This is a genomic window from Vibrio sp. 10N.286.48.F5 (assembly GCF_041469785.1).
Taxonomy (GTDB): Bacteria; Pseudomonadota; Gammaproteobacteria; order Enterobacterales; family Vibrionaceae; genus Vibrio; species Vibrio crassostreae_C.
The window spans coordinates 57,638-70,348 of the sequence record NZ_JBFRLG010000029.1; the positions used below are offsets into that span (position 1 = coordinate 57,638).

The 12,711-nt window shown below is 45.6% G+C and carries 13 protein-coding genes and 1 pseudogene; 4 read left to right on the forward strand and 10 right to left on the reverse strand.

Translation table 11 applies throughout. The features are described from left to right. Positions 1-144: 144 nt before the first annotated feature. The 3 genes from AB4185_RS15835 to AB4185_RS15845 all read left to right on the forward strand — a co-directional run bounded on the left by AB4185_RS15835 (position 145) and on the right by AB4185_RS15845 (position 2,711). Entirely contained in the window at positions 145-390 is a 246-nt protein-coding gene (locus tag AB4185_RS15835) for a hypothetical protein (RefSeq protein WP_010432281.1), read from the forward strand. Positions 391-678: 288 nt separating this feature from the next. After that, on the forward strand, positions 679-2,049 hold the full coding sequence (locus tag AB4185_RS15840) for an ATP-binding protein (RefSeq protein ID WP_372135657.1): 1,371 nt from the start codon (positions 679-681) through the stop codon (positions 2,047-2,049). Then, a complete protein-coding gene (locus AB4185_RS15845; protein ID WP_372135646.1) occupies positions 2,046-2,711 on the forward strand; it encodes a response regulator in 666 nt (221 codons plus the stop codon). The genes AB4185_RS15840 and AB4185_RS15845 overlap by 4 nt, the downstream gene beginning before the upstream one ends. A 75-nt stretch (positions 2,712-2,786) precedes the next feature. Here AB4185_RS15845 and AB4185_RS15850 read toward each other — a convergent pair whose 3' ends face one another. The 6 genes and pseudogenes from AB4185_RS15850 to AB4185_RS15875 form a co-directional block, all read right to left on the reverse strand. Further along, positions 2,787-3,446 (reverse strand): HAD family hydrolase, encoded by a 660-nt coding sequence (locus tag AB4185_RS15850; RefSeq protein WP_372135647.1) that lies wholly within the window; start codon positions 3,444-3,446, stop codon positions 2,787-2,789. 1 nt (position 3,447) lies between these two features. After that, positions 3,448-4,467 carry an ABC transporter ATP-binding protein gene (locus tag AB4185_RS15855; RefSeq protein WP_017091955.1) on the reverse strand — a complete coding sequence of 340 codons (1,020 nt, stop codon included), beginning with the start codon at positions 4,465-4,467 and terminating at the stop codon, positions 3,448-3,450. Next, complete coding sequence (locus tag AB4185_RS15860) at positions 4,467-5,252, reverse strand: ABC transporter permease (RefSeq protein WP_004732591.1); 786 nt, start codon at positions 5,250-5,252, stop codon at positions 4,467-4,469. The genes AB4185_RS15855 and AB4185_RS15860 overlap by 1 nt, the downstream gene beginning before the upstream one ends. After that, positions 5,252-6,145, reverse strand: coding sequence for an ABC transporter permease (locus AB4185_RS15865; RefSeq protein ID WP_372102643.1), 894 nt, complete (start codon positions 6,143-6,145; stop codon positions 5,252-5,254). Before AB4185_RS15865 ends, AB4185_RS15860 begins: the two co-directional genes overlap by 1 nt. Next, positions 6,142-7,063 (reverse strand): annotated as a pseudogene (locus AB4185_RS15870) (alkaline phosphatase family protein). Before AB4185_RS15870 ends, AB4185_RS15865 begins: the two are co-directional and overlap by 4 nt. 61 nt (positions 7,064-7,124) lie before the next feature. Continuing rightward, positions 7,125-8,249: an ABC transporter substrate-binding protein gene (locus AB4185_RS15875; RefSeq protein WP_137001616.1), complete on the reverse strand. Its 1,125-nt coding sequence runs from the start codon at positions 8,247-8,249 to the stop codon at positions 7,125-7,127. A gap of 211 nt (positions 8,250-8,460) precedes the next feature. Here AB4185_RS15875 and AB4185_RS15880 point away from each other — a divergent pair, with 211 nt between their 5' ends. Next, on the forward strand, positions 8,461-9,189 hold the full coding sequence (locus AB4185_RS15880) for a UTRA domain-containing protein (RefSeq protein ID WP_372135648.1): 729 nt from the start codon (positions 8,461-8,463) through the stop codon (positions 9,187-9,189). Positions 9,190-9,328: 139 nt separating this feature from the next. Here the strand turns inward: AB4185_RS15880 and AB4185_RS15885 are convergent, their stop codons facing one another. The 4 genes from AB4185_RS15885 to AB4185_RS15900 all read right to left on the reverse strand — a co-directional run bounded on the left by AB4185_RS15885 (position 9,329) and on the right by AB4185_RS15900 (position 12,596). Then, positions 9,329-10,183 carry an amino acid ABC transporter ATP-binding protein gene (locus tag AB4185_RS15885; protein WP_065584483.1) on the reverse strand — a complete coding sequence of 285 codons (855 nt, stop codon included), beginning with the start codon at positions 10,181-10,183 and terminating at the stop codon, positions 9,329-9,331. Next, positions 10,176-10,841 carry an amino acid ABC transporter permease gene (locus AB4185_RS15890; RefSeq protein ID WP_372135649.1) on the reverse strand — a complete coding sequence of 222 codons (666 nt, stop codon included), beginning with the start codon at positions 10,839-10,841 and terminating at the stop codon, positions 10,176-10,178. Before AB4185_RS15890 ends, AB4185_RS15885 begins: the two co-directional genes overlap by 8 nt. Before the next feature lie 115 nt (positions 10,842-10,956). After that, complete coding sequence (locus tag AB4185_RS15895) at positions 10,957-11,598, reverse strand: amino acid ABC transporter permease (RefSeq protein WP_017066356.1); 642 nt, start codon at positions 11,596-11,598, stop codon at positions 10,957-10,959. A 131-nt stretch (positions 11,599-11,729) separates the two neighbouring features. After that, entirely contained in the window at positions 11,730-12,596 is an 867-nt protein-coding gene (locus tag AB4185_RS15900) for a transporter substrate-binding domain-containing protein (protein WP_065584482.1), read from the reverse strand. Between the last annotated feature and the right edge of the window lie 115 nt (positions 12,597-12,711).

The window sequence follows — 12,711 nt, forward strand, 5'->3', positions numbered from 1 at the left end:
GATGAACTGATGAACTGATGCCCTATTAAAGTTAAACGCTAACTTTCATCTCCTAGATTTATCCATTTTCTCTGCTAATTTGATCGCTAACCTATTTGCGTCAAAGAAATACACTTATATTTGGTTACGAATAGGAATTAAATTATGAAAAAAATCACGACAGCATTACTTTTACTGACATCGACATTCGCGCTTCAAGCGTGTGCTGAAAGCCGTGAAGGTCCAAGAGAAATGCCAAGTTTTGAAGAAATGGATGCAAACGGTGATGGCGAGTTACAATTAGAAGAGCTCAGAGGTCCACTCGCCGATGACTTTGATAAACTAGACGCAGATGGAAGCGGTGGTCTATCGGAAGAGGAAGTTCCGCCACCACCACCAAGACGTCAATAATGGTTAGAGGGTTATCCTAAAATAGTGATAATTCAATGCGAGCTGATGGGGTATAGCACCCTGTCAGCTCGCTATTCATTTCTAACAAAAGAGTGCTTATACATGGCCTAAGATGAATAAAGAAATCAATGTCCATATTTCCCACACGATCGAGGGCTAATATTGGTTTATCTCATTTTATTGTCTTAACTCACTCTATCGTCTTAATTCACTTTAATTTCTGGAGAGAACGTGCGCATATCAATTTTCACCAAACTGTTTGTTTCAATACTAATGGTGTGCGTGACCATGCTCTTTGTACTGACCTATTTTATTAACTCCAGTTTTCAAAGAGGGCTCCAAGATTTCACAAATAATAATGAGATTGCCCTAGCTCAAGAACTCGCCAATAACTTAAAGCAATATTACTCACCTTCCGAAAAGTGGAGGCGGCTAGAGCGTGAACCACATTTAATCGCCAGTAGCATTAGCGGCCCCTCACGACCACATCCTCGTGACAGACACCCATCGCCACCACCATTAAGAGAGCCGGAAGCGCCAGGCCTTCAACCTATTTGGCAACGACTCAACATTTTAGATCAAGACGGGCGAGCCATAATTGGACCGCCTGAAAACCTACATCACCTTGAAGATGGTCAGCATCAAGCACTAGTCGAAATAACACGGGATGATCAAGTTATTGGGTATATCTCTATCGTCCAGATGGATGAAATATCAGGGCCTTTAGCAGAAAGCTTTTTCAAACAACAAACGACGCATGTAAGCACTATCGCATCGATTACCGTGTTACTTTCATTCCTTATCTCTTTGTTTCTTGTTAGGCGATTTTTGAAACCATTGCGTGCTTTGTCGAAAGGTGCCAAATCTATCGAAAATGGCGATCTCGATTTCTACATTAAAAAAAGCGGCAATGATGAATTGTCTGATCTCATCGGAATATTCAACGGTGTTGTCGAGACACTAAGAAAACAGAAAACACTTAGAGAACAGTGGTTATCAGATATTTCACATGAACTTAGAACGCCTATCACCGTGCTTAGAAGTGAACTAGAGGCGCTACAAGACGGTATTCGATCACCTGAACCAAAATACATCGACTCGTTACATCAACAAATCATCACACTGGGTCAACTCGTTGAGGATCTTCACCAACTCTCCCTGTATGACATCGGATTTAACCTCAATGTTAAAAACAACGTTGATATACATAAACTGATTGATTCTGTGATCGTTCAAAACTCGATCCGTTTAGAACAAAAAAACATCACATTAACAAAGCACTATGACCATTCAGCCCCACTGTTTACCTCGTGTGATGAGAGATTACTGACACAACTGTTTGTGAATCTGTTGGAAAATAGCGCACGATACACTAGCGATAATGGGCATGTATCGATAGATGTTACCGACATTAGTGATAGTATTATTATCAACGTTGAAGACAGTGATCCAGGTGTACCTGATGCATCACTTCCGCGTTTGTTTGAGAGGCTTTACCGCGTTGATAAATCGCGCAGTCGATCAAGTGGCGGTTCTGGGCTTGGCTTATCTATCTGTAAAAATATCGTTGAAGCGCACCAAGGACACATTACTGCCGACCACTCAGAATTGGGTGGACTACGAATCATCATAGCGTTACCAAAGGAAATAAAATCGTGATTTTAGTCGTCGAAGATGAGCCTGCATTAGCAAGTGTACTGTGTGAGTACTTAGAGCACTCTGGCCTTGAAAGTCATCATATTATCGATGGTAACCTTGTCATTGACTGGGTAAAGCAAGCATCGCCTAAACTCATTATTCTCGACCTCATGCTACCCAATCGAGACGGGTTGGATATTTATCGAGAGCTGAGAACGTTCAGTGACATCCCAGTGGTTATGGCGACAGCCAAGGTCGAAGAGATTGATCGACTCGTTGGGCTTGAACTGGGTGCAGATGATTATATATGTAAGCCGTACAGCCCGAGAGAAGTGGTTGTGAGGGTGAAAAATATTTTGCGCCGTTCCAACAAGCCCCAAGCCACGTCAACAACGAACGCCATTGATATTGATGAATTGAGTATGACCGCCGTCCTATGTGGTATTAAGCTAAGTTTAACGCCAGCTGAGTTTCGGCTTTTACACCTTCTCTATCAAAATGTTGGCCGCATTTATAGTCGCGATCAATTGATTGATAAAATCTACGACGATAGAAGAGTGGTCTGTGATCGCACTATCGATAGCCATATTAAAAACTTACGCAAAAAAATGGTCTCGATAAATGAAAAATGTGACTACATCAAATCCATTTACGGGATAGGTTACAAACTAGAAATAGAATAATACGAATCAAAAAGCCGCTTTCATCAGCGGCTTTTTTCGTTCTAAAGCGAACATAATTCAAAGATGGGATCAGCATTAATCCCAGTTAAGAATCGACCAATTCGGTTGATCAGCCAGTGCTTTCAAACGCGGGCATGGATTCACCAGATAGGCAAAATCAGCATGCTCACACAAAGGTAAGTCATTGATTGAATCCGTATAAAAATGGATATCTGAGTAATTAGTTTCTTGATTGTCTAACCACTCTTTCAAACGGGTGACTTTACCTTCTCGGTAGCTTGGTACGCCTGAGATCTGAGACGTGAAACGACCTTGGTTTTCTACTAAGTCGATACCGAGCGCATTCTCGATACCCACCTTACGACCCACGGCTTCTACTAAGAAAGTCACGCTAGCAGAGATGATCAACATATCGATGTTGTCGCGATCAAGCTGCTCAATCAAAGGTTTCGACTGCTTGAACTGTTTAGGCAAAATATGCTGTTCAACACACTCTTCCACTAATGCCGTCACTTGCTCAGTTGGCATGTCGGCTAATGGCTGCATGGAAAATGTTAGGTAATCTTTCATGTTCAGTTTGCCTTTCGAATACAGGCCCATTAAGCGCTTATCTTCTTCAATAAAGTTGGGCGCAGTGGCAATGCCCTTTTCAACCAAGAACTCATTCCAGAGCATCGCTGCATCGGCATTGATCAGCGTTTCGTCCATATCAAATACATACAAAGGTTTGAACATCTTAGGCTCTCACAGGTTGAATTTCGTTAAGGTTAAACAGGAGTTCAAGTTGGCTGCCGTTTGCCAACAGTCGTTCAGAAGAACGGTTAAGTAGGTCGACCGTTAATTCACACTCATCAACGTCCACTTGGTAGCGAATCACGTTGCCCAAAAGCTGGTGGTTACGAATCGTGCCCGTTTTCGGCGCAGAGATATGTTCGCCATATTGTCGGCCTTGCTCTTTCACGTAGATAGATTCAGGTCGAATCGCCACTTTCCATTCTGTTTCAATGTTGAACAGCTGTTTAGCCTTGTTCGCTTGCACCAAATTGTAGTGCCCCATGAACCCAGCCACAAATTCATTGGCAGGTTGAGTGTAGATCTCTTCGGGTGTCCCCGCTTGTACGATCTCGCCTTTGTTCATCAAGAAGATACGGTCAGACATGATCATCGCTTCTTCCTGATCATGAGTCACGAAGATCGTGGTCAGATTCATCTCTTTTTGAATATCTCGGATCTGTTGTCGCAGGTGCTTTCGGATCTTCGCATCCAACGCCGAAAGCGGCTCATCTAATAACAAAATACGCGGCTTGACCACCAAAGCTCTTGCCAAGGCCACACGCTGGCGTTGACCGCCCGATAACTGATGCGGGTAGAACTTCTCTTTGCCCGTTAAGTCCACCAACCCAATCACTTTCGCGACTTCGTGCTTAATCTCGTCAGCAGCAAGCTTTTTCATTTTCAGGCCAAACGCAATATTTCCTTCAACCGTCATGTTAGGGAACAGGGCATAAGATTGAAACACCATGCCGATGCCACGTTGTTGCGGCACTTGGTGGGTGATCTCTTCGCCGTTGACCCAGATCTCGCCACCATCGACAGGATTCAGGCCAGCCAAGCTGCGCAGTAGAGTCGATTTACCACAGCCACTTGGGCCAAGCAGAGTAATGAATTCGCCCTTCTCGATTGAGAATTCAATGTCTTCAAATACCGTGTTGTCACCAAAACGCTTAGTGAGGTTTTTCGCATTTACATAGCTCATTATTTTGTTCCCTGGCTGAAACGACTTGCCAACCAAGTCAGTAAGAAAATAAACAGGAAGTACGTCATCACAAGGGCTGATGTGAAGTGGCCGCTGGTTTGACGCATGTTGTATAGGTAGATTTGCAGTGTCTCGTAGCGTGTTCCTACCAAGATGTTGGCGAACACGAACTCGCCCAATAGGAACGAGAACGACAAGAACAGTGACGCCATTAAGCCTTTCTTAAGGTTTGGCAGAATAATCAATAAGAACGCCTTGGTGGTACTTGCGCCAAGCAGATGTGCCGCGTCCATCAAGTCATGCAAGTTAATCGCTTCAAAGCTGTTGGCAATCGCGCGATACATGAATGGCAACGCGATGGTGAAGTAAGTACCAATCAAGATCCACGGTGTGCCTATCAAAGAAATCTCACTATCGGCATACAACTGAAGTAAGCCGACTGACGAAACTACTGGCGGTACTGCGAACGGCAATAAAATCAGGATATTCATCACCTTGTCGAGTTTCGGGAAATAGTAAAACACCACGAAAATCGCAGGCAGAACCAACACCACACTCAATGACAGCGCTGCCACACAGATAAACAGTGAGCGACCAAAGGCTTGCAAGAAGCGAGGATCCGTCAGCAGGTTGATGTACCAATCTAACGTGAAGCCATCCGGCAGGATAGTGGCGCCCCAACGCGAGGAGATCGAGTAAATAAAGGTCGCTAAGATCGGGATCATCATGATGCCGACAATCGAATAGACAACCGTTTTATGAAAACGAGTATTGACGGTGTTCATTACTTTCTCTTCCCTGCGTAGCTTTTGCTGATCAGCCATTGGTTAATCACGGTGATGAAGGCCAGCATCGCCATCAGAATCACTGAAATTGCCGCAGCTAGGTTTGGTTCTAAGAACAAGTCGCCCGATACCAAGCTCGCGATACGAATCGTAATCACGTTGTAGTTGCCCGAGGTCAACGCATACACACTCGCATAGGCGCCAATCGCATTAGCAATCAAGATGATGAAGGTGCCGAACAAGGCAGGCGACAACACAGGCAGTGCTATTTTGGTCCAGTATTGCCAAGTTTTCGCGCCAAGCAGTGCCGAAGCGGCTTGCCAGTCGTCACTCAGAGCATCAAACGCTGGATACAGCAACAACACCGCCAATGGGATCTGGAAGTAGATGTAAATCGCCAGCAAGCCCCACTTGCCGTAAAGGTCGAAATCACCCAGCAATCCATACTGCTTGAGCAATAAGGTAATCGCACCATTGGTGCCCAAGATGATGATGAATGCGAACGACAGAGGCACACCAGAGAAGTTGCTGCTCATATTGGTAAACGCGATCACCGCATCGCGGATTTTAGAATCAACACGGCGCAATGAAGAGACCAACAGAGTTGCAATCGCCAAGCCAACAATGCTCGACCAAATCGACAACCATAAACTGTTGCCAAAAGCCTGCATCATGAAAGCAGAATCGAATATTTCAGAATAGTTTTCGAGAGAGAGCTCATCGTCATAGAAGAAGCTGTTGATCAGCACCCAAACCATAGGTGCCAGTTGGAACAGGTAGAAGAACAGCGCGAAAGGCGCAAGCCACAAAGCGGGCTTGAAGCGTTGAAACAAAGATTTGGTTTTGGGTTTAAGCGCAGAGCCATCGCTCTGCATGATTACAGAACTGCTCATAAGGCCAACAATTCCTGAGTGTAAGATTTATCGTGTTCTAGATTGAGTAACTGACAGACGCTGCCGCAGATGTCGGTCTGTTTCACTGAACATTCTTGGTGTGTGAACTTATCACCAATCACAAAGAAAGGTACTTCGCGCTCTTCAGGAAAAATGCCACCATGAGACAGGTCATTGTTCATGCCATGGTCACTGGTGATGATCACTTGATAACCATCGTCTACCCATTTCTCAAGGTAGTTCGACAGGTAGATATCCGCGCCACGTGCACTATTGCGATACTGGCGAGAGTCCAGCCCATGCTTATGTCCCATGTCGTCAATGTTCATTGGGTGAATCAGCAAAAAATCAGGCTGATGAGTGACGCGCAGGTGCTCAGCATCCAAGAACAAGGCTTCATCTGGGTAGTGGTCCCAGTGGTAGAAACAACCGTGTTGGATGTTCATGGTTTCATCGTTGGTGAAACGGTCACGTACTGCATCAAATGGCGCTCGGTTATATAACTCGCTCACCCAATGGTAAGCCGCAGCTGCCGTCACTTTGTTCTGCGACTTCGCCAAGCTAAATACCGACTCGTGATTCGACAAACGCACGATTTGGTTGTTGACGATGCCACTCTCAACAGGGCGAACACCGGTCAGGATGCACTCATACAGTGGACGTGACATAGATGGCAGCTCACACTGCACAGGGTAAAGCGTGGCGCGCAGCTTGTTTTTTTTGCGTGCTCTGCGAAGTGCTCTGTTTATTACGCAAATCGCCTTGGTTATTGTACGAATCGCCCTGTTTTGTCTGCAAATCGCCCTGTTTCTCATACATATCACTTTGCTCTAGAAGACCGTTCAGGTAGCCCATGCAATCACGGGCTACCTGATAGTTCAGTCCATCTAGAACAACAAGGATAACCTTATTGCTCATGGTCTATTCTCTATTGCTTGTTTCTATAAGCCACCTATTGAAGGTGGTGTGTTAAGCGGGGTTATTGCTGGTGAATCAATACGCTTTCTTGCCATTGACGTGGCAGGCGACGTGCTGATTTTTCCCATGCTGAGAAGTCAGTCACTGGGTGAACATTGCTGTATTCATCGTTTGAGATCAGCTTGTCTTGTACTGATTGAGGTAGCGTAACGCTGCTACGGATTGGGCGCGCGTAACCTTCTGCTAAGTTGATTTGGCCTTGGTCACTGAAGATGTATTCACGAGCCAACTTCGCCGCATTCGGGTTTTTCGCGTATTTGTTGATGATGGTGGTGTAACCAGAGATCACTGAGCCATCTTGCGGGATGCTTACGGTAAAGCGCTCACGGTCAATCTTGTCGCGGTAGTTCAGTGCGTTGAAGTCCCACATGATTGCTACTTCCACTTCGCCTTTTTCAAGGTTCGCAATGCTTGGATCTGTGTAAGATAGACGGCCTTGCTTCGCTAGTTCACCAAAGAATTTAATCGCTGGTTTCAGGTTCGACTCGTCACCACCGTTAGCAAATGCTGCCGCTAAAATCGCGTTGTTTGCTTGCGCGGCTACGCCGACATCGCCCACTGTGACTTTGTAGTCGCCTTCTAGTAGGTCACTCCAAGTTTTCGGCGCATCTTCAACAAGGTTGTTGTTTGAAATGAACGAGATAGTACCTGTGTAAGCCAGAGCCCAGTGACCATCTTTGTCTTTTGCCCAGTCTGGAATGTCATTCCAAGTGGTTGGTTTGTATGGCTGAGTGACGTTTTTCTTTACGGCCACACGTGCGAATGCGAAACCCACATCACCAATATCAGCGGTTGCGTTTTTCTTCTCTGCTTCAAATTTCGAGATCTCTTGCGCCGAGCTCATATCGGTATCCTGATGCTTCAAACCGTAGTTTGCTTTCAGGTCAGTCCATGTGCCTTTCCAGTTTGCCCAACTGTCTGGCATACCCACACTGTAAACTGCACCCTCTTTTTGAGCGGCTTCAATCAGTGACTCAAGATCAGCATCCTTCGCCATCGCTGGCATTGAAAGTGTTGCCGTAAGTCCTGTTACACCAATCAATTTAGCGGTTGTGCCTATCAATTTTGCAGGTGAACCGATTAATTTAGCTGGCGATACAGTTGAACGGCTAAGCAAAGTTTTCATTGTCTCTATCCTTCTGGACTAGGTCAGTAAGTTCGTTTTGTATGCTATAGCCGGAATGTGACGGTTTGCCGTAAGTTATTTGACAGTTCGAGTGCATTTACGTGGCAGTTATATTTCACTCATATGACAATAAGCCATTGTTTACTGTCACATTCCTGTTAACTCCATGGTTTACCTTATTAAGCACACGAACTTATGGACTAGATCAGTAATGAGAACATTGGGCACCGGGCAATCAGGGACACAGTTAGGAAGAATTAAGGCGAGTATTCGAGAGCAGCTTCAATCAGGTATCTTCATTGAAGGGCAAAAACTGCCATCAGAAAGAAACCTTAGCGAACTGTTTTCCACCACACGAATCACGCTCAAAGATGCGTTGGTGTCTCTGGAAACCGAAGGTTTGATATACCGAGAAGAGCGCCGTGGCTGGTATGTGTCACCCGAACGTGTTCGCTATAACCCATTGTCACGTTCTCACTTTCATCAAATGATTCGCGAACAACACCGCATAGCAGAAACCAGACTGCTCAGCACCCGTACAGAGATGGCGACAGGCGATTACGCCAAAGCATTAGAGATAGAGCAGATAACGCCAATACACGTGATTGAGCGCTTGCGTTTTATTGATGGTAGAGCAGTGCTGTTTGTTGAAAATGTACTGAAAGCGCCCTTATTTGATGGTGTCTTGTCGGAAAACCTCACCATGTCACTAACAGGCATCTACCGAGAAAAATACGGCTACGAGACCCAACGCTCGCGTTTTGATGTGATACCCACCTCTGCCCCTGCGCATGTCGCCAAGGCATTAAATTTGGCAGAAGGGCAGCCCGTTCTAAAGATCTGCCGGGTGAACTACAAACAGGACGGTGAACTAATGGATTGCGAGTTGGAATACTGGCGACCCGATTCTGTGGTCATTCATATTGACAGTATTGGTTAGCATCACATAACCATTTGCCTAGTTTTAGGTTTAAGTTTGGGTTTGGGAAGAAAAAACGAGCACAGACAAAAACTCCGACTGATTAGGTCGGAGTTTTGGATTTAGCGATCAAACATTAAGGTGATGTGGATCATCTAGTTCACGAATCAAGCTTGAGGAACTGCCTTACCCTTGGTGAGTCTGGGTTAGTGAAGAACTTCTCTGGGTTGGACTTCTCAATCAAGATGCCCTTCTCAAGGAATACCACTTGATCCGACACCTGACGCGCGAATTCCATCTCATGTGTCACAACCACCATGGTGTAGCCCTCTTGCGACAGTTTCTTCATCACCAACAACACCTCTTCGACCAATTCAGGATCGAGTGCTGACGTTGGTTCATCAAACAGCAACACATCCGGCTCCATCGCGAGAGCTCTGGCAATAGCGACACGTTGCTTTTGCCCACCCGATAACATGCTTGGGTAGTTCTCTAGTTTGTGCGACATCCCAACCTTATCGAGTTGCTTACGTGCCATCTCTTCGGCGTCTGATTTCGCTATCTTCTTAACGTGAACCAGCGCTTCCATGACGTTTTGCAACACGGTGAGATGCGGCCATAAGTTGAAGCTTTGGAAAACCATTCCAAGACGCTCTCGAAGTTTCGCCAACTCTTTGTATTTGAGTGGCTTACCCGTTTCAGAGTTGATACCAATACGCTCATCACCCATAAAAATCGTGCCGCGCTCTGGCTGCTCTAACCAGTTCATGCAACGCAGTAGCGTCGATTTCCCCGAACCTGACGAGCCGAGAATACTCACCACATCGCCTTTGTTGATGTTGAGGTTGATGTCTCGCAGTACTTCGATGCCATCAAACTGTTTCGACAGGTTTTCAACCTTGATGATCGTCTCTCGTTCTTCCAATAGTGGCTCGCACTCAATCACTTCCAAATTCACGCCCAAAGAAGGGTTAATCGGTGCTTCCGTTTCAATAATCTCTGATTGTTTAAGCATGGCTAAGTCCTCTAAGTTCAACTTTGGTTTGGATTCGTTTGGTGATGGTTTCAAGTGCAATACTCACGGCCCAGTAGAGCGCGATAGCAATGATGAACGCATTCAATGGGATGAAGTACGTTGATTGAATGCTGTTGGCGGCCGCGGTAATTTCTGCGACGGTGATGATGCTAAGAAACGCAGTGTCTTTTAAGCAGATGATGAGTTGGTTCGTGATCAGTGGAACCGACTTAAACAACACATTTGGGGTAATAACTCGGGTAAATGTTTTGAATTTAGAGAAGCCATAAGCGTGCGCCGCTTCGATGTAACCTGGCTCTAATCCTTTACGAACACCTCGGAAAATCTCACAAAAATAGGTACCGTGATAGAGACTTAGCGCGATGATTCCCGCTGTAATCGCATCGAGTCGAATACCAACCTGCGGCAACCCGTAATAGAGCAGGTACGCTAAGATAAGAAACGGCAAGGTGCGCATCATGCCTATCAAACTATTGATGGTGTACTTCACACCAAGTTTTGAGTTTTCGAGGCAATACAACAAACCAATACCGATGACGAAACTCAAGATTGAAGACGAAACAAAAAGATAAAATGTGGTCACAAACCCTGAAGCAAACAGCTCTTTTTGTTGCCAGATAATATTCCATTCTTCCATATTTACTCCTTAAACTTACCCGCTCAATAACGCATCACAAGCAGGTAAATGGTGTAGCTGACCAAGTAGTGATGACGGCCAAACTGTTGCTGCTACTGTAAACAGATGTATGCACTTATTGCTGCAGATAAGTGGCTCGGTTTTCAGCCACAGCTTGCAACTTCACCAACACGCCAATAATCAACATGTAAATGGCACCGGCACATAGAATCGGCCCAAGTGGTTCATAGGTAACCGCAGAGATTCGATTGGTGACACGAGTTAGGTCGACGATGCCGATCACCGCAATCGCTGGGCTGCCTTTGATTAAGAACGACATCTCATTGACTAGCGCTGGTAGGCTCATAATCACCATTTGCGGGAACATGATGCGGCGAAAGTAAGTGATGCGTCTCATACCAATGGCTTCAGCCGCTTCCATTTGCCCTTTTGAAAAGTTAAGAAAGGCGTTGCGCCAAATCTCTGCATTGAATGCCGATGTATTGAGTGTGAGAGCTAAAATGGCAGAAACGTGTTTATCTAAATTGATGCCAAATGACGGAAAAGAAAGGAAAATAAACAGAGCCAACGTAACCAAAGGCGTTGCTCGTGCCCAACTAACATAAATGCCCAACATTTGATCCACAAACGGGATTTTCATCATTCTAACCAAGGCAATCATTAAGCCGATGACGACACCTAATACAATCGATACTGCCGATATCCATGCCGTTGCCCACGCGCCCTGTAGTAACTGTTCCCAAGCGTAATAATCCATAAACGACCTCTTTGATCAGCGACTTCTTTCGATAGATTGTGCGCCAAAGACTCATGGGTTAAACCGCTTTGAACCCATTGGCATGGACACAAACAGCCGCTAACTGTTTGTGTCGGCGCATGCTTATTCATCTATTGAACGGCTGTTAGCTTGTGATACTGCTCAACCGAAGTGATGGCTTCTGAAGGGAGTTGGTCGAACGATTCACCGAACCACTTCTTCTGCAACTCTGCCATTTTTCCTGTTTGCTCAAGGTGTAGGAAGAATTCCGTTAGGTAAGCCAAAAGCTCAGGATTATCTTTAGGAACTGGCCAGCTAACGAAACCTGGGCCAGAGACTGCTTCGCCTTTTTTGAATACCTTTGACTTCGACTTCACTACCTCGTTAACTGAAACCACACTGTTGATCACATAGTCTATTCGGCCGATTGCCAAGTCGGAATACGCTTCTGGGTAGGATTGATACTGCACCACTTTACCCAAAGATTTGCCTTGTGCTTCGAGCATCACTTCGAGCTCTGGAAGCCTTTCTAGCAAAGCACTGCCCGCTTGTAAGCCCACTGTTTTTCCATCTAAATCGGCTACCGTATTAATATCTTCCGCGTCAGCTCTGGTTAAGAAGTAATGCTGCGCTGAAGCGATAGGTGGAGTGAAATCAAAGGCCTTCAAGCGAGCATCGGTAATGATCGCGCCAGTTAACGCCACATCATATTGACCCGCAGATACCGAAGCGAGTAGCCCTGTCCAAGGTAAGATCTCTTGTTCGATATCGAACTTCGAATATTCACGTAACTCATCAAGCAAATCTTTGTTAATCCCCGCAGGCTTACCGCGGTCGATATAGTTGAATGGAGAGTAGTTGTCTTCTGTCGCCACTTTCATGAAGCCTTGCTTTTCGATGGCTGCAAGCTCCGATGCTTGTGCGACTCCAAAACAACCCAGTACAACTGTCGCTGCCGCTGTTGAAACCCATGCCTTCATCGTCATTCCCTGTTTCATACGCTTTCCTTATCGAGATTATTTGCCTGCCTTTACTTTATGAACGGAATGCATCGGAGACGTAGAGCCAATTTAATTTTCAGGTTGGGACAGAACGATTTTCTAGTTTGGGACA

Coding starts and splice junctions, on each gene's coding strand:
- AB4185_RS15835 (WP_010432281.1), top strand. CDS start 145: ATGAAAAAAATCACGACAGCATTACTTTTACTGACATCGACATTCGCG.
- AB4185_RS15840 (WP_372135657.1), top strand. CDS start 679: ATGCTCTTTGTACTGACCTATTTTATTAACTCCAGTTTTCAAAGAGGG.
- AB4185_RS15850 (WP_372135647.1), bottom strand. CDS start 3,446: ATGTTCAAACCTTTGTATGTATTTGATATGGACGAAACGCTGATCAAT.
- AB4185_RS15855 (WP_017091955.1), bottom strand. CDS start 4,467: ATGAGCTATGTAAATGCGAAAAACCTCACTAAGCGTTTTGGTGACAAC.
- AB4185_RS15860 (WP_004732591.1), bottom strand. CDS start 5,252: ATGAACACCGTCAATACTCGTTTTCATAAAACGGTTGTCTATTCGATT.
- AB4185_RS15865 (WP_372102643.1), bottom strand. CDS start 6,145: ATGAGCAGTTCTGTAATCATGCAGAGCGATGGCTCTGCGCTTAAACCC.
- AB4185_RS15875 (WP_137001616.1), bottom strand. CDS start 8,249: ATGAAAACTTTGCTTAGCCGTTCAACTGTATCGCCAGCTAAATTAATC.
- AB4185_RS15880 (WP_372135648.1), top strand. CDS start 8,461: ATGAGAACATTGGGCACCGGGCAATCAGGGACACAGTTAGGAAGAATT.
- AB4185_RS15885 (WP_065584483.1), bottom strand. CDS start 10,183: ATGCTTAAACAATCAGAGATTATTGAAACGGAAGCACCGATTAACCCT.
- AB4185_RS15890 (WP_372135649.1), bottom strand. CDS start 10,841: ATGGAAGAATGGAATATTATCTGGCAACAAAAAGAGCTGTTTGCTTCA.
- AB4185_RS15895 (WP_017066356.1), bottom strand. CDS start 11,598: ATGGATTATTACGCTTGGGAACAGTTACTACAGGGCGCGTGGGCAACG.
- AB4185_RS15900 (WP_065584482.1), bottom strand. CDS start 12,596: ATGAAACAGGGAATGACGATGAAGGCATGGGTTTCAACAGCGGCAGCG.